Origin of the sequence: Epilithonimonas sp. JDS (genome assembly GCF_021261315.1) — a bacterium.
Lineage (GTDB): Bacteria > Bacteroidota > Bacteroidia > Flavobacteriales > Weeksellaceae > Epilithonimonas.
In genome coordinates, this window is record NZ_JAJSAX010000002.1 from 320,639 (window position 1) to 342,811 (window position 22,173).

20 protein-coding genes are annotated in these 22,173 nt (G+C 37.2%); 16 read left to right on the forward strand and 4 right to left on the reverse strand.

The window, feature by feature from the left end:
* Positions 1-3: 3 nt before the first annotated feature.
* Positions 4-3,681: a metallophosphoesterase gene (locus LUD75_RS08210; protein ID WP_232705197.1), complete on the reverse strand. Its 3,678-nt coding sequence runs from the start codon at positions 3,679-3,681 to the stop codon at positions 4-6.
* 336 nt (positions 3,682-4,017) lie between these two features.
* Here LUD75_RS08210 and LUD75_RS08215 point away from each other — a divergent pair, with 336 nt between their 5' ends.
* Positions 4,018-5,220 (forward strand): Pycsar system effector family protein, encoded by a 1,203-nt coding sequence (locus tag LUD75_RS08215; RefSeq protein WP_232705198.1) that lies wholly within the window; start codon positions 4,018-4,020, stop codon positions 5,218-5,220.
* Positions 5,221-5,297: 77 nt separating this feature from the next.
* Here LUD75_RS08215 and LUD75_RS08220 read toward each other — a convergent pair whose 3' ends face one another.
* The gene (locus LUD75_RS08220; RefSeq protein ID WP_232705199.1) at positions 5,298-7,628 is read right to left on the reverse strand and encodes a GAF domain-containing protein; all 2,331 of its coding nucleotides are present in this window, start codon (positions 7,626-7,628) and stop codon (positions 5,298-5,300) included.
* 250 nt (positions 7,629-7,878) lie between these two features.
* Between LUD75_RS08220 and rlmN the strand changes: the two genes are divergently transcribed.
* From rlmN to LUD75_RS08245, 5 genes are read left to right on the forward strand one after another with little or no spacing between them, the layout of a single operon-like run.
* Positions 7,879-8,913: a 23S rRNA (adenine(2503)-C(2))-methyltransferase RlmN gene (gene rlmN, locus LUD75_RS08225; RefSeq protein ID WP_232705200.1), complete on the forward strand. Its 1,035-nt coding sequence runs from the start codon at positions 7,879-7,881 to the stop codon at positions 8,911-8,913.
* 55 nt (positions 8,914-8,968) lie between these two features.
* Complete coding sequence (locus LUD75_RS08230; RefSeq protein ID WP_232705201.1) at positions 8,969-9,208, forward strand: hypothetical protein; 240 nt, start codon at positions 8,969-8,971, stop codon at positions 9,206-9,208.
* On the forward strand, positions 9,205-9,519 hold the full coding sequence (locus LUD75_RS08235) for a Txe/YoeB family addiction module toxin (protein ID WP_232705202.1): 315 nt from the start codon (positions 9,205-9,207) through the stop codon (positions 9,517-9,519). The genes LUD75_RS08230 and LUD75_RS08235 overlap by 4 nt, the downstream gene beginning before the upstream one ends.
* Positions 9,520-9,556: 37 nt before the next feature.
* On the forward strand, positions 9,557-10,069 hold the full coding sequence (locus tag LUD75_RS08240; protein WP_232705203.1) for a 5'(3')-deoxyribonucleotidase: 513 nt from the start codon (positions 9,557-9,559) through the stop codon (positions 10,067-10,069).
* A gap of 9 nt (positions 10,070-10,078) precedes the next feature.
* Positions 10,079-10,966 carry a hypothetical protein gene (locus LUD75_RS08245; RefSeq protein WP_232705204.1) on the forward strand — a complete coding sequence of 296 codons (888 nt, stop codon included), beginning with the start codon at positions 10,079-10,081 and terminating at the stop codon, positions 10,964-10,966.
* A gap of 20 nt (positions 10,967-10,986) precedes the next feature.
* On the opposite strand, the gene LUD75_RS19175 is transcribed toward LUD75_RS08245, so the two are convergent.
* On the reverse strand, positions 10,987-12,375 hold the full coding sequence (locus tag LUD75_RS19175; protein WP_317207311.1) for a peptidoglycan DD-metalloendopeptidase family protein: 1,389 nt from the start codon (positions 12,373-12,375) through the stop codon (positions 10,987-10,989).
* A 288-nt stretch (positions 12,376-12,663) separates the two neighbouring features.
* Here LUD75_RS19175 and LUD75_RS08255 point away from each other — a divergent pair, with 288 nt between their 5' ends.
* From LUD75_RS08255 to LUD75_RS08275, 5 genes are all read left to right on the forward strand, one after another.
* The gene (locus tag LUD75_RS08255) at positions 12,664-13,641 is read left to right on the forward strand and encodes a polyprenyl synthetase family protein (RefSeq protein ID WP_232705205.1); all 978 of its coding nucleotides are present in this window, start codon (positions 12,664-12,666) and stop codon (positions 13,639-13,641) included.
* A gap of 62 nt (positions 13,642-13,703) precedes the next feature.
* Entirely contained in the window at positions 13,704-14,984 is a 1,281-nt protein-coding gene (locus tag LUD75_RS08260; RefSeq protein ID WP_232705206.1) for a replication-associated recombination protein A, read from the forward strand.
* 76 nt (positions 14,985-15,060) lie between these two features.
* A complete protein-coding gene (locus tag LUD75_RS08265) occupies positions 15,061-15,744 on the forward strand; it encodes a VTT domain-containing protein (protein WP_034974539.1) in 684 nt (227 codons plus the stop codon).
* Positions 15,745-16,056: 312 nt separating this feature from the next.
* Positions 16,057-17,034 (forward strand): D-glycerate dehydrogenase, encoded by a 978-nt coding sequence (locus LUD75_RS08270; protein WP_232705207.1) that lies wholly within the window; start codon positions 16,057-16,059, stop codon positions 17,032-17,034.
* A gap of 79 nt (positions 17,035-17,113) precedes the next feature.
* Positions 17,114-17,404 carry a hypothetical protein gene (locus LUD75_RS08275; protein ID WP_232705208.1) on the forward strand — a complete coding sequence of 97 codons (291 nt, stop codon included), beginning with the start codon at positions 17,114-17,116 and terminating at the stop codon, positions 17,402-17,404.
* Between the two features lie 36 nt (positions 17,405-17,440).
* On the opposite strand, the gene LUD75_RS08280 is transcribed toward LUD75_RS08275, so the two are convergent.
* On the reverse strand, positions 17,441-17,836 hold the full coding sequence (locus LUD75_RS08280) for an acyl-CoA thioesterase (protein ID WP_034974535.1): 396 nt from the start codon (positions 17,834-17,836) through the stop codon (positions 17,441-17,443).
* A gap of 207 nt (positions 17,837-18,043) precedes the next feature.
* Between LUD75_RS08280 and LUD75_RS08285 the strand changes: the two genes are divergently transcribed.
* From LUD75_RS08285 to LUD75_RS08305, 5 genes are all read left to right on the forward strand, one after another.
* A complete protein-coding gene (locus LUD75_RS08285) occupies positions 18,044-18,460 on the forward strand; it encodes an endonuclease domain-containing protein (RefSeq protein WP_232705209.1) in 417 nt (138 codons plus the stop codon).
* A gap of 219 nt (positions 18,461-18,679) precedes the next feature.
* The gene (locus LUD75_RS08290) at positions 18,680-20,665 is read left to right on the forward strand and encodes a urocanate hydratase (protein WP_232705210.1); all 1,986 of its coding nucleotides are present in this window, start codon (positions 18,680-18,682) and stop codon (positions 20,663-20,665) included.
* 6 nt (positions 20,666-20,671) lie between these two features.
* Positions 20,672-21,421: a hypothetical protein gene (locus LUD75_RS08295; protein ID WP_232705211.1), complete on the forward strand. Its 750-nt coding sequence runs from the start codon at positions 20,672-20,674 to the stop codon at positions 21,419-21,421.
* A gap of 116 nt (positions 21,422-21,537) precedes the next feature.
* Positions 21,538-21,885, forward strand: coding sequence for a hypothetical protein (locus LUD75_RS08300; RefSeq protein WP_232705212.1), 348 nt, complete (start codon positions 21,538-21,540; stop codon positions 21,883-21,885).
* Positions 21,866-22,165 carry a type II toxin-antitoxin system RelE/ParE family toxin gene (locus LUD75_RS08305; protein WP_232705213.1) on the forward strand — a complete coding sequence of 100 codons (300 nt, stop codon included), beginning with the start codon at positions 21,866-21,868 and terminating at the stop codon, positions 22,163-22,165. The genes LUD75_RS08300 and LUD75_RS08305 overlap by 20 nt, the downstream gene beginning before the upstream one ends.
* Positions 22,166-22,173: the final 8 nt, after the last annotated feature.

Here is a 22,173-nt window from a genome sequence, read left to right on the forward strand (position 1 = left end):
AACTTAAAAAGTCCCACCAATCCCAACGACCAATCTGCCTCCATCGGATGATGTGAAATAGGAAAAATTAGCGGAGATTGCATCCACCGCATTTAGCCAAAATCCGCCACCGTAAGAGTTATGCCATTTCTTGAAATATTCGTTTGGAATCCAGACTCTACCCAAATCAAATCCGCCAAAAACACCGTAGCTCAAAGGTAAAATTGAGTTCTTGATTTTCCCGATTTCAAAACGAAGATCCGAACTTTGATAAAACGAATTCTTACCATAAAAACGGTTGAAAGAATAGCCTCTCAAATCCGTATTTCCGCCCAGAGTTGCCATTTGATAGAACTCATAATCGTTGCCCAAAAGCCATTTTGCTTTGGCATAAGTTGACCACACTAATTTTTTATTTTTCGTCAAAGAATGTAAAAAGCCAAGTCCGGTTTCTAATGAAGCATACTGGCGGTCTGTATTTTTCAGATTGACATTGTAAACCGTTCTGACATCGAATTTCATTCCCGCTTTTGGATTCGCTTTATTATCATAATTTTCATAAATGAAAGAAACATCTGCGCCGCCAAACTGTTTTGAGTCGAAAACATCATCATTCACAATGCCCGGCAAAGAAATATAGCGATTGGCTGTTCTGTCGATTTTCAGGATCTCATAATTAAGTTTTGCAGAGAATGTTGCGGCATTTTTGTTCCAGTTGATAGATGGAGAAAATGCAAACTCTCTAGCTCTCACATTGTTAAAACGTTTCCCAAATTCATCTTTCGGATTGATGCTTTTGTTTCCGACGCCATAGAAATTCCGTATGTAGTGCGAACTTGTAACTCTTGTATCCAAACCGTAGAACCAACCGCCTGTCAACATAGGAAACAAGCCTTGATAAGCCAACTCGTAACCCTCCGTTCCGGTGAAATAATTAGCCAAAAAATGATGTTTTTGAGAATATGGTTTTTTAATAAAATCATTCACAGTATAATCCGCATTGAAACCTACTGCCAACGCATCATCCGGATTGAAATTGAAATTCATATACGTTGTGAAAACATTGTATTTTGGATTTTGGTAATTGTATTGGTTGATGTCGTAATCGTCTGTCAGTCTAACAGTTGCATTACCTTTGTTTTCCAAATCATTTTTCTTGCTTTTGTAATCGTAGATTTTTACTTTTCTGGAATTGGAAATAGAATATTTATCATTATCCAGACCACCTAAAAGATCAATTCTGATGCTGGATTTTTGTGTTCCCTGAACCAGAAATTCATCATCGTCATCCAAGCCGTAAAGCAAAATTTCCTTAGTCATTTCCCCCGAATAGATTTTTGAAGACGCCAGTTCTTCTCCAGATTTTTTAAGACGCAAGATCTTGACTTCCGTTTCATTATTCGGCAATCTGGTGATTACAAATTTGTCTTTTTTGTTGGTTCCGGTAAGAATTACTTTTTCCTGCAAGACCTTATAATATTGTGAAGCATATTTTTGAAGATCACCTTTTCTGACCAGTAATTTCTGAATCAAATCTTCTGAAACATTGTCCTGAACTTCTTTCGGCAAGTTTTTAAAAGCTTCCCGAATATCAATTTCCGACAAATTCTTCTGAATAAACTCTGCTACGTCCAGCCAATCTTTTTGAACCGAATTTTTAGCAAAAACCAAATCCAAAGGATAAGGTTCGCGGTTGAACCATTTAATACTTTCTATCTGATTATCAAAAGTCTGCATATGCTTCAACTCAGGAAATTCCATCAGAATTCCCGTGATGAAGCCGTCATATTTAGCAAAAGCCTGATCTCTGTCTTTCGGGATTGGACTATAGATGACACTTCCGTTTTCTTTTTTCTCCTCAAATTTCCATTGGTCGTGATGCCTGTCCCAATCGCCGATCAGCATATCAAACAAACGTGCTTTGATCCACGCTTTTTCATCGATTTTATATTTTTCATCTTTAGCAAGATTCAGAATTACTTCATCAGTTCCATACACTTTATTCGGATTTTCCTCAGTTTCCATTGGTCGGTCTTCGAGATAGTACAGTTCGTCTCCGAAAGTATCATTGAAGTTTTTCAGCGTTTTCTGTTTCGGAATGTAAAAAAGTTGAGGCGTTGTATGACGGATTCCCAGCTTGTCAGACATTTCTCCAATAACCAAAGGTGTGTAAGGATGCGATGTTGTGTAGAAATCCAAAAGAAATTTGTCTGCATAACTTCCAGAAAAATCATCAATCACATATTGATTTTTAAAAGCTACGGACTGTAAAAATCGAACACCACTTTTTTTCAAGGCACGGATCACATATTCGTTTCCATTTTTAGTTTCCAGTCGCAAAGATTTGGTTTGATGTCCGCCTCCTGCTCTATCGGTTTTCACACCGCCTAAAAGGGTGTCCAATGAAAGATTTTTGACGCTTATTTTCTTTGAATAATATTCGCGGTAATGTTTTCCCCAAAGAAATTCGTAGAACTTATTTTTCTTCGTCATTGCAGAATCATAGATTGAAGATTCCGAATATTGAGGGAAATTTTTAGGATAATCTGTGATTGAAATTTCTTCTTTTCCTAAAACTGTTTTTCTGAAAAGCAGATCAGATTTGGTTTGATTCAAGGAATAAAAACTCACTTCCGCATTTCCCGATTTTGAAATTTTCAGTTCGGCATAACCATTTTTTCCGAATGAAAAATCATTGTTTCCTGTGGCTTTTGCGGCTTCAGTTTTTGAGCCAGCACCGCTGATGATCTGTCTGATGTCGCCTTGCTCGATGTATTGCAAATTGTGATCGTGACCGGAAACAACAACCACATTTTTTCGGCCGCTGATTAAGGTTTTGACCCTGTCTGACAGATTTTTATAATTCTGATTGGAAATATCCTGATGCGTGATTCCGCCTGTAGCTCTCGTCAAATTGATGATTGAACCTAAAACCGGCAACGGGATTTTATTTTCTAAAGGAAAGATTTGTTTCTCCCAAGAGTAATTTCCACCGTGAGATCCGTGCGTTATCAAAGGATGATGCGTAGCCACAACAATTGTTTTATTTTGATTTTTGTTGAGCTGATCTTCAAATTCTGTGTAGAAATCTTCCCTTGTTTTGAGGTCACATTTTTCGTTGATTCCCGGATTTTTGCTCCAATCAGCCAAAACCCATTCTGTATCAATTAAAATTAAAGTAAGTTTTTTATTGATTTTTCGGGTTTCGATTGGACAGCCATTTCTGGGTGCGAACGTACTTTTGTCTCCGAATTTTTCTGTGATGTAATCTTCTTCGCGGTTCAAACCTTTGATGCCGTTGTTGTACCAATCGTGGTTGCCTGGAATGAAGATGGTCTTGCCTGAAAAATTGTTGGCCAACGAAATCTGATTGTCCAATTTTTTTTCTGCTAAATTTCTATTCTGATCGTCTTTTTTCGGCATTCCTGCCGGGTAAATATTGTCGCCGAGGAAAAGCAAAGTACTGTTTCCTGAAGCTTTGGAAAGTGAATCTTTCAAGACATTCATATTTTTGAAAGCTTCATCCTGGTCAAGATTTCCGGCGTCGCCAACCAAATAAAATGTGTGGACAATGCTATCTTTGATCGCGGATTTTTTTTCAAAATTTCTTACATTCTTTCCATAGTCTGCTTTCTGGACTGCGCAGGAAATGACAGCGAATGATATGATGATTAAAAGATATAGCTGATATAGTTTTTTCATACTTCGATTATTAATATGTCGGTGCTTCGCACCTTTTGGTCTTCTGTATTTATTTTTCTACCGATATGTCATTGCTTCGCAACTTACTCAAAATATTGATCGTATTACAATCTTTCTGCTTTGCGAAGCGCAGCCCGGCCTGATTGGATCCTGAACTTCCGGGAGGGAACGGAAGGCGGAAATAGCCGCCATAATTAACATTAAATGATTGAAAGATTCAGAAAATTAAATGATTATTGATTAAAAATCTAAAATTACTGAAACTCTAACATTATTTAACAAAATTAAAATTAATAAGCTGTCAATACTTTCTTAAATTTGTTTCAAATTGCTTTTATGGATATTTTGAAAATCTCGGAAGATTACGTTAAAAATTTATTCAAAGATAGATTATCTTCTGTTTATACTTATCATAATCTGGATCATACAATCCAGGTGGTTGATAAAATAAAAATCCTGGCAAAAGAGGAAAATGTAAATCCGGAAGATACGGAAGATTTGCTTCTGGCTGGCTGGTTTCACGACTTAGGCTACATAGACGACAGCGAAAATCACGAAGAAGAAAGCCGGAAACTGGCTGAAAAATTCCTGAAAGAACATCAGTTTGCTGAAGACCGAATTGCAAAAATCGGAAAATTGATCCTGGCTACCGAAAAGTTCTACAGACCAACGAATCATCTGGAAAATATTATCAAGGATGCAGATCTGTATCATTTGGCTTCCGATGATTATTTCAATGTCTGTGAAAATCTGAGACAGGAAATCAAGGAGGTTCATCATCAGAAATTCAGTAAGCTGCAATGGGCGGAACTGAATACGGCTTTCTTTGCAAAACATCAGTTTTACACCAAATTTGCTAAAGAAAACTGGCAGCCCATAAAAGAAAAAAACACCGAAAAAATCTTTGATAAAATCAAAAATCTGAAAGAGGACAAAAAAGAAAAATCATCTCAGGACAAGGACAAAGCACTTCTGAACAAGAAGAAACTCGAAAAGCTGGAAAGTCCGGAACGAGGCATTGAAACGATGTTCCGCGTGACGCTGAATAATCACACAAAACTAAGCCAAATTGCTGACAGTAAAGCGAATATCTTACTTTCCGTCAACGCAATTATTATTTCGGTTGCGTTGTCAACACTCATTCCGAAACTGGATGCGCCGAATAATTCGCATCTGATCATTCCGACTTTCATTATGATTATGTCGAGTGTCGCGTGTATTATTTTAGCGATAATGTCCACAAGACCGAAAGTGTCGAGCGGAACGTTTACCCGAAAAGAAATTGAAGAGAAAAAAGTAAATCTTCTCTTCTTCGGGAATTTCTATAAAATGCCGATGGAAGAATATCTCTGGGCGATGAAGGAAATGATGGTCGACAGACAATATCTTTACGACACGATGATCAAAGATCTCTATTATCTGGGAATTGTGCTGAACAGAAAATACAAATTATTGAGACTGACTTACACGGTCTTTACGATTGGAATTATTGCCTCTGTGATTGCTTTTGTGGTGGCTTTTAGGAATGTGACGGTGTAAATTGAGAGACTAATTTTCGTGATCAGAATTAAATATTTACAATCATAGTAAGGCTATTCCTAAATTATCAATTTTTATTAAACTACCTCGACAAAATTATAATCCACTTCCGTCGCCTCATAATTCACAGCAACTCGCAGAGCTTTCAAACCATTAATTCCCTGTAAATCTTCAACTTCCAGTTCTTCAACAGTTGATTCCAAAACATTTTGATCCTGAAGGATTTTAATCAATTTCAGATAATCCTGTCTTTCCTTTTCCTGAGAAAAAATAATACTGATTTTTCCGGGCTGAGTTATACGTTCAGTCGAGTTCTTAATCGTTGATTTGTCAATGCGTTTTTTGATCATTTCGTAGCGCGCATTGTAGCTTCCATCGACATCAAAACGCTTTTCATCCATTCTGAATCTGATGCTGATGGGCGTGCTGTAAACCAAAATTAAAGAAGAAACATCAAGAGAAAATTCAAGATTATTGCGGAACTGGTTGTACTGCAACTCACTTTCGCAAAGGACACGCAATTGCCATAATCTCAGATTTTTCAAAAATACCGGATCATAGGTCAGATCTGGCGCAATCGACGAACCGATGTACATATTATGCTCTACGCCATCTGTTTTGAAACGCTCATAATAGAAAGGAAAACGAACTTGCTGTTCCTCTTGTCTTTTGTCGAGAATATCAGCCAGATTTCTATTAATTAAAGACAAACTATCATCAAACTTTTTACGGAAATCATAAACCATATTGGTTCTCGGATCCAGTTTTTTGAAGTAGTCTGTAATTAACTGATTATAATCGATATTTTGAAGTTTTATCGATTCAAATAACGGATGAATTTCTGATAAAATAAAGGTTTGAACAATATTTTCTGTATCAGCTTTGATATCGGTTTTGAGTAATTCCTGATAATAATTCAGTTTATTTTTTACAATATCAAAATTATTTTCTGAACTTAATTTTAAAAATAAATCCGAAATCAAACCCAACTGAATTTCCAAATCCTGCTTGATGACCAAATTTCTGGAAATAGAGGAATTGCGAACATCAGTCTGCCCGAAGAGCGGCGTCAATTCCTGAAAACTGATATTCCTGTAAGGCAAATCAAATTCTGCATTGAAGAAACCAATATGACGTTCCGCTTCCTGTCGGAATTTCCAATAAACACTTGGATGAATTGATGTATATTCCCGTTGAATAATCGCTTGAATTCGGGTTTCAATTCCCGTATAAAGCCTGTCCATCGTATCTACCAGATATGGCATCACGATTTCCATCTTGTTGGCATTGATGCTGTTCAGAAGTTTCTTTTTGGAAACCAATTCTACAATCCCGAGGATTCTTTTGTCTTTGATAATTGGTGCAAAAATCGCGCTTTTAATTCCCGCTTCATACAATTGTTTTGCCATCTGGCTGTCGGGATATTCCTGAAAACTTCTGTCGACATCGGAAACACTGAAGTATTTTTTGGAATCTACAAGTGCGTTGAAGTTCTTCTCGCAAAGCATTTCATTCTTACAATCTCTTGCCCCTGATATCAGGATAAAACTGTCCATAATCCCATTAATAGGACTTCTCACGAATTTATTGTCCTCGTGATTGATGGCAGTGTAACCGACTTCCAAATCCGAAACCTGAAAAATTGAGCGGAAAATAGTATTCAATTCGCCTTTCAGATTTTTATCATCTTCAATGTTGATCAGCTTGCTTTTCAGGTTCGAAATTGCACTTTCGGTAGTTGCATCAAAGAAACTGATAACTGCAAAACCTTTCAGTTCCCAGCTTTCTGGCGGAAATTTTTCTTTCCAAAGTTCGTGATCTTCAAAATTGTCCAGTAATTCGGCAATTTCATCTTCTGTTAATCGTGTGAAATTTTCTTTTGGATTAATTTCGATAAAATCCACATTATTCAGGAAGCGATAATGATTCACAATGCCTTCCTCATTTGGAATATCGAAGATAAAAGGCTGCACAAAATTAAGTTCTACATTGTAATAATTACGCAAAATGATGCAGCAACTGATCACATAAAAACGGTGCGGATCCATATCCTTGATGATCATATCAAAGTTCTCACCCGCTTTATCAATAATGTTTTGTAAACGTTCTGTCGGATTGAAAAAGAAATTGTAGAAAGGAAAACCTATCGCCTTGATTTCATTTTTCGTGAGCATCTGAGGAAACAGATCTTTAAGAAGCTCCTTCATCAGCACTTCATTTTTCTCAAAAAAATCGAGATTGCTGATGCCGTTTTTCAGCTCAGGGAATTGCTTTATTTGTTCTAAAATATTTTTATGAGAAAGTGCGTAATCAGCATTTTGAAAAGCCTCCGATTCCATTTTCTGGATCAGTTTTTCAAAAGAAAAATTTAGTTTGAAAGGGCTTTCGTAAAGGGTTTGGAATTCCATGAGGTAAAAATCAATGCAAATGTAAGAATTATGAATATATTAATAAAGTCGATTCAAAATTAAAAATACTCTATTTCAATTTAACAATCAATCAATGTAGCGGTGTAACAATTTAGTAATGAATTAAATAACGTACACTAAAAGATTGAAATAGTTGCATCATTCTGAATTATCACATTTATCTATTGCTACATTGTGATATTTTTAAATTGCTATATTATGCCGTATCTTTGCAAAAAATTTCAGAACATTGAAGGACATCAGAACACTTAACCTGGATCAGATCAAAGACTATTTCGGAACGATTGGCGAAAAACCTTTCCGTGCGAAACAGGTTTACGACTGGCTTTGGAGCAAGAATATGCATTCCTTCGATGAGATGACGAATCTTTCCAAAGATCTGCGGGAAAATCTGACCCGTGATTTTTTCATCAATCCAATTTCTGTTGATCTATTGCAGAAATCTACCGACGGAACCATCAAAAATGGCGTAAAGCTTCACGATGGTTTGATGGTAGAATCTGTATTAATTCCAACAGAATCCAGAAGTACTGCCTGCGTTTCTTCACAAGTTGGCTGTTCTTTGAATTGTGAATTCTGCGCAACAGCAAAACTCAAGAGAATGCGAAATCTGGAAGTTGCAGAAATCGTAGATCAAGTAGCGTTGATCGACCGTCAAAGTAAAGAATATTTCGACAGGCCATTGACCAACATTGTGTTTATGGGAATGGGCGAACCGATGATGAATTACAAAAACGTTGTCGAAGCCATTCACAAGATTACAAAACCGGAAGGTCTGGGAATGTCACCACGAAGAATTACCGTTTCCACATCCGGAATTCCGAAGATGATAAAAATGCTGGCTGACGAAGAGATCAAAGTGAAATTAGCATTGTCTTTACATTCTGCAATTGAGCATAAGAGAAATGACATTATGCCATTTTCTGAGAAATTTCCTTTGACCGATATTATGGATTCGCTACAATATTGGTATCAGAAAACAGGTTCTCCAATTACCTTCGAATATTGCGTTTGGAAAGGCATCAACGACGGCGATGAAGACATCAAAGCTCTGATCCGATATTGCCGACAGGTTCCTAGTAAAGTCAATTTGATCCAATACAATCCGATTGGTGAAGGAAAATTCGACCATAGAAGTGTTGCGGCGGAAGAAAAATATGTCCGAGAACTTGAAAAAGCAGGAATCACCATTATGGTCAGAAAAAGTCGTGGCGGTGATATTGATGCTGCTTGCGGACAATTGGCGAATAAATCTGCGGAGTAAGTTTCTAAAAACCTTTCTAAAAATTTTGTATTTTTGAATGTAAATTCAATTCAAAATGGGAACGATCAAAGTAAAATACGCCAACAAAAAACAACTTTCAACATTAAAGAAAGTGCTTGCTGCATGGGATTTTGAATTCTCTGAAGAAGAATATAAAAACCCAAGTCCAAGTGGCGACAAATGGTTTGAAAATCCTAAAAATCTGGAAATGATTGATCGGGGAATTTCGGATCTAAAATCTGGCAGAAAGACAGTTCTAACGAAAGCACTTCAAAAGGAACTTTTAGGATTATGAGTTTTTCTTTAATTATCTCTGATGAAGCCAAAGAGCATTTGAAAAAGCACAGAAAAGCCGGATCAATAATTATTTTGAAAAAAATCGACAGAATTTTAAATGAATTACGTGAAACACCCTTCGAAGGAATTGGTCATCCAGAACCTTTAAAATACGGAAGAATTGGACAATGGTCTCGCAGAATAGACCAGAAACACAGAATAATTTACGAAGTTTTTGAAAATCAAGTTTTAGTTGAAGTTATTTCCGTGTTTGGTCACTACAATGACAAGTATTCACTTATTTTCTTTAACAATCTTTTAATCCATTAATTTTTTCCTTCCAAAGATCAATTCATAATTTTACATTATGAAGACGATTTTAGTAGATATGGACGGCGTTCTTGCCAACACAAACCAACATTTCATCGATTACGAATATAACCGAAGTGGAAACCAAATTCGCTGGGAAAATATTTCCGGATTATTGGAAGAAGTCGCATTTCCAAATTTCTTAGAAGATGTGAATTCCAAAGACTTTTTCAGAACTGTTCCGGTTACAGAAAATGCAGCTGAAGTTTTGAAATATTTAAATGAAAAATACAATGTTTTCATCGTTTCGTCTGCAACAGAGTTCCCAAACAGTCTTACCGAAAAAGCGGAATGGCTGCGCGAACACTTCCCTTTTATCAGCTGGAAACAAATGATTTTCTGCGGACGAAAAGATTTTATCATTGGTGATATTATGATTGACGACCATCCGAAAAACCTCAATCTTTTTAATGGTCAAAGAATCCTTTTTTCGCAGCCGCATAATGCAAATGCAACAGTCGAAAATTCTGTTAGAGTTTCCGGTTGGGAAGATATTATCAATATTCTGTAAGTTCGTGTTATGAAAAAACAGATTTTCTACTTATTACTTTTTCTTTTTAGTTTTCAGATTTCTGCTCAGAAGACGCAGTCCTTAAATCTCCGAAAGTACAAAATTGCCGTTTTAAGCGATTCTCTGAGAGAAAGTTCTGGTTTAACCAGCATCGACGGTCGAATTTTCTCCTTCAACGATAGCGGAAATACGAGTGAAATTTTTGAAATTAAACCAGGAAGTCCATTCATAGAAAAGACGTTTCAAACCGGACTGAAAAACATTGATTGGGAAGCGATTACAAATGATGGGGAAAATTTTTATATTGGAGAATTCGGGAATAATTTGGGAACAAGGAAAGATTTAAAAGTTTATCAAGTTCCTTTCAAGAATGATTCTCTGATTATTGATTCTATAAAAACAATTCCCTTTTATTACCCTGAACAAAAGGACTTTACACCAAAGAATATCAACAATAATTTTGATGCGGAAGGGATGATTTTTCTGAATGGAAACATTCATCTGTTCACGAAAGAATGGGTTTCAAATACTGTTTCTCACTATTTGATTGATAAAAATATGACTGAAAATCAGCCGGCTCAAAAACTGGAAAGTTTTGATACCGGATTTGTGGTGACGGATACTTCTTTTTATGATAACAGATTGTATGTGGTCGGTTACACCAAAAAAGCAAGTGTTTTTCTAATGATCTTCGAGAAGGATGAAAATGGAAATCTTTTCTTTAATAAACCCTTGAAAAAGTTTTCTTTGGGAAGAGCTTTCAGCATCGGACAAATCGAAGGAATCACCGCGACTGAAAAAGGAATCTACATTTCCGGAGAACGGTTCAATATAAAAATCAAAAAAATACCTCAAAGTCTGTACTTTATTCCTTACGAAAAAATTATCCCGAATTAAAAAATTCGGGATAACATATTCTAGTTGGTTACTTTAAAAATTTCATTCTCTGTTCCGTCCGATATTTTCAAAATATAATTTTGAGATTTTTGTAATTTCACATCGATCAGATTTTGTCCCTGTTTTAACTCAATTTTTTTAGATTCAATTAATTTTCCATCCTGGCTGAATATCTCCATTTTTGTTTTATCCAATGCAAAATTAGCTTTGCTTATGATTTGCAATTGATTATTCATGATTGGATTGATTACAGAAAACTTTTTTGATACTTTGGAGTCGGCAACATTCATATTTGCACCATAAACAAAATCATGTGTTACAGTTTCGGAATCAACTGTTACTGAAGCTTTCCAGTTTCCGTATTGGTTGAATTGGGAGCTTTGGAATGTAAAGTACCAATAGGAAGCATAATAAAAATTAGAATTATTGAAGGTATTATTATAAGCGATCGTATTGTCTGGTCTTATCAATTTAAGATTAATGCTTTTCCCAACTGGCAAATCGGCAAAATACATATAGACCATCACTTTTTCGCCAGTATTGAAGCTGTCTTTGAAGTTGGTAGTTTCCTGAGTGCCACATCCATTATCAAAAACTGCTGTATCAGAATGGGTAAAAATTCCATTTATCTTTGGGTCAACATAAGGTTTCTGGCTTGCCCACCAAGAATCTGTGGATGAACTCCAAGTGTTACAACTACCAGAATAAGTATCAACCAACTGATTATTATTGTTATAGACTTCAAAATGCAGATGCGGACCTGTAGAATTCCCAGAACTTCCCACAACACCTAAATATTCTCCTGCAGAAACGAATGAGCCAACACCTTTTGAAGTCAGTGAATTATTCTTGAGATGTCCATACCATGACACGCTTCCATCTCCGTGCTGAATGTAAACAGCATTCCAATCACCGTTTCCGAAACTGCAGTTTCTGTCATAATTACCATTGTCTTTTCCGATAATGATGCCATCTGCTGCGGCAATAGCGTGCGCCTGATCGTTGTCCATCATGTACCAGCCAAACGGCCAGGTAAAAATATCGATTCCCATATGATTATAACCATCTGCGGTATCATAAGTTCTCGCGCCGCAATTCCAATCCTGCACTTTGTTGGGATATGCTGAGTTATGATCTACGTGATTGGAAATACTCCAAACGTTGTTGTACTTGGTATTTGGATTCTTTTTAACAGGCCAAATAAACAGTGGATGCGCAAGAGTTTTATCTTCTTGCAATTTGTTTTGCGCCCTCAGTGACTCTCGATTGAGGTTGATTTGTTCCTGTATAAGTTCTCGCTGCTGAGGTGACAGACAATCTGAATTAGAAGGCTGATAAAAGCCCTGTCCATTTTGTGCATTTAAAAATAACATTCCAAATACTGAAAACAGTAAGTAATTTTTTTTCATGATTATGTTTTTTTATTATGTGCTAAAATAAAAAAAATCTGATAAATATTAGTTTAAGCGTGAAGTATATTTACAATCAAAAAGAAATGGATTATATTTGTAGAATAGTTTTTTTGGTCAATTGACAGACAAATCCTCAACATAGCCCCGATGGTAGCGGCATCCTTTTTTTGTTGGCTGAGCCTGAGCGATGGCAACAAAAAAAGATATAGCGGACAGCGGGTTGGAATTGTGAATAGAATCACAAAACGTCTTGCTCCAAAAAAACATAATCTCTAAAGGCAAAAAGTGGCAAATACTGTAGAATTAATCAAGGCTCCGATCTCTGATGAAATGAAACTTTTCGAGCAGAAGTTTTACGAATCTATGAAAAGTAATGTTGCTCTATTGGACAAAGTCACGCGTTTCATCGTCACGACAAAGGGGAAACAGATGCGCCCAATGTTTGTGTTTCTCTGCGCAAAATTGGTCGGTGATGTGAACGAAAAAACGTTCCGTGGCGCAAGTATGATCGAGCTGATCCACACGGCGACTTTGGTGCACGATGATGTTGTGGATGAGAGCTTTAAGCGTCGGAATTTCTTTTCTATCAATGCGCTTTGGAAGAATAAAATTGCGGTTTTGGTGGGTGATTATCTGCTTTCGAAATCGGTTTTGCTTTCTACGGACAACAAGGATTACGATCTGCTTTCCGTAATTGCAAGGACGATTCGCGAAATGTCGGAAGGCGAATTACTTCAATTGGAGAAGGCTAGAAAACTTGATATTACGGAGGATGTGTACTACGAAATCATCCGTCAGAAAACGGCAACTTTGATTGCAGCGTGTTGTGAAGTTGGTGTATTATCTAACAATGTGGACGAAGTAACTGCGAAAAAGATGCAGGAATTCGGGACTTATACTGGAATGGCTTTTCAGATTAAGGATGACCTTTTTGATTATCAGACTAGCAATATTATCGGAAAACCTGTCGGAATTGATATCAAGGAACAGAAGATGACTTTGCCGCTGATCTACACTTTGAGGAATGCAAGTCCTGAGAATTACAAAAAATATTTCGCAACCATAAAGCGTTATAACAACGATTCCAAAAAAGTGCGCGAGCTTGTGGAATTCGTAAAATCTTCCGGCGGAATGGATTACGCCATTCAAACGATGAAGGATTATCAGCAAAAAGCGCTGGCAATTTTAGCTGAGTTCCCTGATAATGAGGCGAAAGAATCTTTGAAATTGATGCTGGATTACGTGATCAACAGAAAACTTTAACCTTTTATTTTTACGCCGAAAATTCATTTTATTTTTAAATTCAAATACCTTAATTTTGGTAGATGAACAATTCTCCACTTGCCGAAATCTTGCGTCCAAAAACTTTGGATGATGTTTTGGGACAAGAACATCTCACTGGAAAATCCGGAACCATCAAAAGAATGATGGACAACGACACGCTTAATTCTCTCATTTTTTGGGGACCGCCGGGAACGGGGAAAACAACCTTAGCTGAAATCATTTCCGAAAGTTCAGGACGAAAATTCTACAAATTATCCGCAGTTTCTGCAGGCGTGAAGGACGTTCGGGATATCATTGACGAAGCCAAAAAGCAGAATCTTTTTTCCGGAAGGAGCCCAATTCTTTTCATTGATGAGATTCACAGGTTCAACAAATCTCAACAGGATTCATTGCTTCACGCGGTCGAAAAAGGTTGGATAACTTTGATTGGCGCAACCACGGAAAATCCAAGTTTCGAAGTGGTTTCAGCATTGCTTTCCAGAACTCAGGTTTATATTCTCAAAGCTTTGACGTTTGAAAAACTGGAAGAACTTGCTGACATTGCTGTTTCAAAATATAACGAACTGAATCAAACCAAATTCTTTCTCGAGGAAAAAGAAGCCTTCATCCAGTATTCCGGGGGCGACGCCAGAAAGTTGATTAACTCAATAGAATTGGTTCTGAATCAATTCAAATCTGCGAAGAAAAATAAAATCTCCAACAAAGATGTCCTTTCTGTTTTGCAGGAAAATATGGCTTTGTACGACAAAAATGGAGAGCAACATTACGACATCATCTCAGCATTCATCAAATCGATGCGTGGCTCCGACCCAAATGGCGCTGTTTATTGGCTCGCCAGAATGTTGGTGGGCGGCGAAGATATCAAATTCATTGCCCGCAGAATGATGATTCTCGCGGCAGAAGATATTGGCTTAGCGAATCCAAACGCTTTGGTGATGGCAAACAATTGTTTTCAGGCCATCAACGTCATCGGAAACCCAGAAGCAAGAATTATTTTGAGCGAAACCGCCGTTTACCTCGCCGTTTCCCCGAAAAGTAATTCCACTTACAACGCCATTAATGAAGCGATTGCTTTCGTAAAGAAAACCGGAAATCTCCCAGTTCCACTCCACCTCAGAAATGCGCCGACCAAACTGATGAAAAATCTGGACTACGGAAAAGATTATCAATACGCACATTCTTACGAAGGCAATTTTGTGGATTTGGAATTTCTTCCCGACGAAATCACAGGAACAACTTTCTACAATCCTGCCAACAATTCAACGGAGAAAAAAATCCGCGAACAGCTGAAGGATAAATGGAAAGACAAATATGACCTTTGAGTTAAATATTCCTAATTTTTACATTAAGCTGATTAATTCAAATTCCTTTTAATATCTTTGCGCAAGAAAGAAAACTATGGAACATTTCGAAAGCTGGAAAGACCTACTCAACCCCGAATTTTACATCAAAATGGGTGGTTTTTGGCTTATTTTATTTATCATTTTCGCAGAGACAGGACTTTTTGTAGGTTTCTTTTTGCCAGGCGACAGTTTACTCTTTATTTCAGGGATTTACGCTGTTAAAATCATCGACACCACTTTCGGAACTACAGGTTCGGATTTTCTGGATACGACAATTTTGGCGACCGCCGTGGCCGTTGCAGCCATCATCGGAAACGAGATTGGCTATTGGTTTGGTTACAAAAGCGGACCATTGTTGTACGAGCGAAAGGACACTTTCCTATTCAAGAAAAAATACCTTTTCAAGGCACACGACTTCTTCGAAGACCACGGAACTGTTGCTGTTATCCTGGCGAGATTCTTACCAATCGTAAGAACATTTGCGCCAATCGTTGCCGGAATTGTTAAAATGGACAAGAAGAAATTCTTCTATTATAATATCATCGGAGCGTTTGCGTGGTCATTCACGATGATTTTTGCAGGACATTATCTGGACAAATTATTTATGGACCAGTTCGGCATCGATTTGAAGAAAAAATTAGAAATCATCGTTTTGGTCATCGTTTTGGTCACAACTTTGCCTATCATTATCAAGTTCTTTTTCACCAAGGATAAAGAAAGACCAACGAAAATTGATTAATCAACATTGAAATATCAGCAAAACATATAAAACCGGAGTCAACTTCCGGTTTTTTGCATTTGATATTTTGACTTCGTCGAACCATTGTATTATTTTTGGGCAGCTTTATCCGCCTTCCACTCCCAATCTTTTTTGCTCGACGATTTGACATTAAATAGAACAAGAGTACACGCAAAAAAGGATTTCCGTTCAAGTCGGGCTGCAGATTCGCTGTTAAAAAATTCCCCTCCTCTGGAGGGGCGACAAATTGCCAAAGGCAAATTGACGGGGTGATTAAAAGAGTATTTATTAAAATTTAAAAATCTAAATAAAATGAAAGTATTTGTAAACAAAAGAATTCCGGACAATGGGATTCAGATTTTGAAAGACGGAAATTTAGATATCATTTTCCCGGAAACAGAAAATCCAACCCACGAAGAATGGCTGGAAAGCTGCCAACAAGCAGACATCATCCTAAGTGTCGGCGGAAAGAACAAATATGACAAAGAATTCTTCGACGCTTGCCCCAATGTAAAAGCAATCGCCCTATTCTCCGTAGGTTTCGACCAAGTAGATATCGAAGAAGCGACTAAACGAAAAGTTGCAGTTGGAAACACGCCAGACGTTTTGAGCCGCGCCACTTCCGACGTCGCATTTCTACTGATGCAAATGGTTTCCAGAAAAGTAAACTACAACACGGCAAAAGTAAAATCAGGCAACTGGAAAGACTTCGACCCTTTGGAAGAACTCGGACAGGAACTTTACGGAAAAACCTTAGGCGTTTTAGGACTTGGAAGAATCGGTTTTGAAATGGCTGAAAAATGTAAAGCCGCTTTCGGAATGAACATCATCTACCACAACAGAAGCCACAACGAAGAAGCTGAAAAAAAACTCGACGCAAAATATGTTTCTTTTGACGAATTGGTTGAAAACTCGGACATCATCAGCATTCACGCCAATTTCACACCAGAACAAGCTGACCTTTTTAACACATCGGTATTTGAAAAGATGAAAGAAAATCTGATTTTCATCAACACCGCAAGAGGTGGTTTTCACAATGAAAAAGATTTGTTCGAGGCTTTGATTTCCGGCAAAATCTGGGGTGCAGGTTTAGATGTTACCAATCCGGAACCGATGCAGAAAGACAGCCCATTATTAGGACTTCCAAACGTTTGTGTTCTGCCTCATATTGGTTCTGCAACTTTGGAAGCCAGAAGCGGAATGGCAAGATTGGCAGCTGAGAACGTAGTTGCATTTTCCAAAGGCGAAAAAATGCCGACTAGCGTGAATCCTGAAGTTTACGAAGATTAAATTTCATCAAAATAAATCTCTCAAAAACAAAGCTTGGAATCATATTTGTCTATCTTCAATCAACCAAAAAATAAATATTATGACACCAGAAGATAACATCGAAAAAAATTTGGAAGATTTGGATTACAATCCAGGTGAGGACATTTTCAACAGAGAAGAACATATTCCGATTGACGGCGACGGAAATCCAATCAGAAATCCAAGTCAGGTGAACGACGAAATGCCATTCGGACTAGACGTTCCAGGCGCTGAAGATGATGACAACTTCGACCAGGTAACCAATCAACTTCCGGACGAAGAAAACAATTATTACAGCACGAGCGACAATGAAGATGACCACGAAGAAGAAAACGAAGACATCGTAGAATAAACAACAAAGCTTACCAAATCGGTAAGCTTTTATTTTTTAGTTCAAATCTCTAAATATTCTGGAAGGCTTTTTATTTTCGTCAATCGCTACCAGAGTGAAATCCCCTGAAACAGCCTTTTCGCGCGTATCATTATACATTTCTTCCACGAAAATCTCCACATTCACTTTCACGCTCGTGTTCCCGACATATTTAATTCGACCAACAAGCTCTACAATCGTATCAGCCGGAATTGGTTTTTTGAAATCAATTCTGTCACAACTTACGGTCACGAAAGACTTTCTTGCAAATCTAGTTGCCGTCATAAACGCTACTTCATCCATCATTTCCATTACTTTCCCACCAAACATCGTGTTATGATGATTGGTTGTATTCGGGAAAACCACTTTGAAAACACGCGTTTCCGATTGCTGGATTTTATCTTCGTAATTCATTTCTTGATAGATTTATAATTGTGTACTGGAATCGTTTTTTGAAGCTGCAAATATAAGTGATAGAAACTGTTCTAAGAAATTTCATAAATTAGTTCTAATAAACCGCTCTTCCAAAATTGAATTTAATGAATTGAAAATTCCCCTCCTCTGGAGGGGCGACTAAAATTCGAAGAATTTTTGACGGGGTGGTCACTCAAAACACAAACAATGAATGAAATCCTAACTCAAATCCACGGAATACCCATCCGCAGGAACTTTGTTGAACACTTACCTTATAATTCCCATCTGAAAAAATTATTAAGCGGAAAAAGAAAAGCTGGAATTCTAAGTGAAGTTCTTTTCTGGAAACAAGTTCGAGCAAGAACATTTCATAACATAGATTTTGACAGACAAAGAATTATTGGAAACTACATCGTCGATTTTTATGTGAAAACTCTTGGATTAATTATCGAAATTGATGGCTCAAGTCATGATGAGAAAGAAGTTTATGATGGCATCAGACAAACTTATTTGGAAACTTTGAATTTGAAAATATTCAGAGTTACAGATTTTGATGTAAAGAATAATTTAGGTTTAGTTATGAAGGAATTAGAAAATTACATCATAGAAAATTACCGATTCTAAAATTCCCCTCCTCCGGAGGGGTGGATTCGACCAAAGGGAGAAGACGGGGTGGTTCAGCATAAGTGACCACCCCCGAAATCTGAAATTTACAATTTCAGATTTCTCCCCTCCAGAGGAGGGGAATTTTTTCTTATTTCATTACAATATATTTTTCAAATTGAATATCTTTAAAACCACAAAAAATCCATCAACTATCAACAAACAACCATCAACGATATAATGACTTTCCAGCAACAAATCCAACAAGGCATTCCCACCGAATTACCTCAGCCAAAACCATACGAAACCCACATCAACCACGCACCGAAACGTAAAGAAATCCTTTCAGACGAAGAAAAGAAACTAGCTCTGAAAAACGCTTTACGCTATTTCGAACCCAAATTCCACGCAGAATTGTTACCGGAATTCAGGGAAGAACTGGAAAAATATGGCAGAATTTATATGTACCGCTTCCGTCCCGATTACGAGATGAAAGCAAGAGACATTGCCGAATATCCCGGGAAATCTGAGCAGGCAAAAGCCATTATGCTAATGATTCAGAATAATCTGGATTATGCAGTGGCGCAACATCCGCACGAATTGATTACTTATGGTGGAAATGGTGCAGTGTTCAGCAACTGGGCGCAGTATCTTTTGACGATGAAATATCTGTCGGAAATGACAGACGAACAGACGTTGACGATGTATTCCGGTCATCCGATGGGATTGTTTCCTTCGCACAGAGATGCTCCGAGAGTGGTGGTGACCAACGGGATGATGATTCCAAACTATTCCAAGCCGGATGATTGGGAAAAATTCAATGCGCTGGGTGTTTCCCAGTATGGACAAATGACGGCCGGATCTTATATGTACATCGGTCCGCAGGGAATTGTGCACGGAACTACGATTACCGTTTTAAATGCTTTCAGAAAAATCAATAAAGAACCGAAAGGCGGATTATTCGTCACCTCAGGTTTGGGCGGAATGTCTGGAGCTCAGCCAAAAGCCGGAAATATCGCAGGTTGCATTACGGTCATTGCAGAAGTCAATCCAAAGATTACCAAAATCCGTCACGAACAGAAATGGGTGAATGAAATCCACGAAAATCTGGACGAACTGGTGACTAGAGTAAGAAAAGCGCAGGAAAATCAGGAAACGGTTTCTCTGGCTTACCTTGGAAATATCGTCGATATCTGGGAGAAATTTGATGAAGAAAATTTAAGAATCGATATCGGTTCAGACCAGACTTCGCTTCACAATCCGTGGGCGGGCGGTTATTATCCGGTCGGGCAAACCTTTGAGGAATCCAATACGATGATGGCAGAAAACCCTGAATTATTCAAAGAAAAAGTTCAGGAAACCTTGAGAAGACACGCTTCCGCCATCAACAGACATACAGCAAAAGGAACCTATTTCTTCGATTATGGAAATGCCTTTTTACTCGAAGCTTCCAGAGCCGGAGCCGATGTAATGGCAGAAAATCCTACGATTGGAAGGGAGTTCAAATACCCGAGTTACGTTCAGGATATTATGGGACCGATGTGTTTTGATTATGGTTTCGGGCCGTTCCGTTGGGTTTGTACCAGCGGAAAACCGGAAGATCTGCAGAAAACGGATGATATTGCGTGTAATGTTTTAGAGGAAATGATTAAAACATCGCCAGAAGAAATCCAACAGCAGATGAAAGACAATATCACGTGGATTAAAGGCGCTCAGGAAAACAATCTGGTCGTTGGTTCGCAGGCGAGAATTCTGTACGCAGATGCAGAAGGAAGAATGAAAATCGCTGAAGCCTTCAACAAAGCCATTGCCAACGGAGAAATCGGAGCGGTGGTTTTGGGAAGAGACCATCACGATGTTTCGGGGACGGATTCGCCGTACAGAGAGACTTCCAATATTTATGACGGCTCGAGATTTACGGCAGATATGGCGATTCACAATGTGATTGGCGACAGTTTCCGTGGCGCAACCTGGGTGAGTATTCACAACGGTGGTGGCGTTGGCTGGGGCGAAGTGATCAACGGTGGTTTCGGGATGTTGCTCGATGGAAGCGATGATGCCGACAGAAGATTAAAATCAATGCTTTTCTGGGACGTGAACAACGGAATTTCAAGACGAAGCTGGGCAAGAAATGAGGGTGCTGTTTTCGCCATTAAAAGAGCAATGGAAGCTGAACCGAATTTGAAGGTGACGTTGCCGAATTTTGTGGATGAAAACCTTTTTTAATTGACTATGAAAGTAAAAGGAATATGTAAAATTTGCAAACAGGAGAAAATGTTAAATTATGAACATTTTCCACCACGTTCAGCTTTTAATAAAGAGACAAGGTTTTTTTCGATACCTCAAAATGATTATTTTGATAACTTTCTTGAATATATAGACGGAAAAAAACCAAAGGCTAAATTAAAACAAGGTGGTCTGGGAGATTACTGTTTGTGTGAGAATTGTAATAATTTTTTAGGATTGAAATACGTTAATGATTATGTAAATTTTGCGAAAATAGGTTATACAATAATTAATGAATCAGAAAATTTTAAAGCAATTGAATTTAATATAAAGAGAGAAGAAGTAAATTTGAAGAATTTCTTAAAGCAGATCACTTCGATTTTTATTTGTAACAACGGCTCTTGGTTCACCGAGACATACCCAGAATTGTTAGAGTTTGTAGTAAATGAAAATTATGTAGAACTTCCAGATAAATACAGATTCTATATGTACTTAAATAATGAGGGACAAATAAAAAATGGAAATTGGACATTTGATAATGTAAACGGAGGTGTTTGTGAATTTACTTTTCCACCATTTGGATTTGTCTTAAATATTGAGAATGAAAATCAAATCTTAGAAGTGTCTGAAATTACAGACTTTAAGTATTTTGATAAAGTACAAAACCTAGATTTTAATATTATACTTAATATTTATCCAACCTATTCACCAATTCCACTTGACTTTAGAAGTCGCGAAGATTTCAATAATGAATAATTTAAACGAAATTATAATAGTTCAACATCCATATAATTATTAAAATTAAAATAAAATAATTTTATCAGAATTTGATTATATTTGTATCACAAAATGATATTTAAAAACATAAAATAATGATAGCAGAAATCCAAAAATACATTGAAATTCAAAATAACATTGATGAGATTCTTAAAAATTCTCCTTTCAAAATGTCTTATATCATTGAAAAATCGGGTATCAAGAAACCAACCTTTTTCAAAAAACTTAAAGAAAAAAGATTCACACCAGAAGAACTTTTAGTTATTTCAAAAACCATCGAACCTAAACAATGGCGTAACGAAACCAAAGAAGAAATCTTGGAATCATTGAAAAAAGCTGAAGAAGATTTTAAGAATGGAAAAGGAATTCCGGGAGAAGTCGTGATGGAAAATATGAAAAAACGTATAGAAAAATACAAAGAAAATGCGTTACGAAATATCTAAACAAGCTGAACAAGACCTCATTAATATAGAAACTTATCTTTTGGAAGAATGGAATATAGACATTTTGGAAGATTTCTTTGAAAAGTTTCAAAAAGCAATTACTCTGTTATTAGAAAAGAAAACTATTTTTCAAAAATACGAAGACACACATTTTCATAAATTTCTTCTCACAAAGCACAATTCTATTATTTATTATTATGGAGATGATGTTCTATACATCCAAAGAATCCTTCAAAACTTCCAAGACCCAGACGACAATCAGAAATCACTGAAAAGTTAACATTAAGA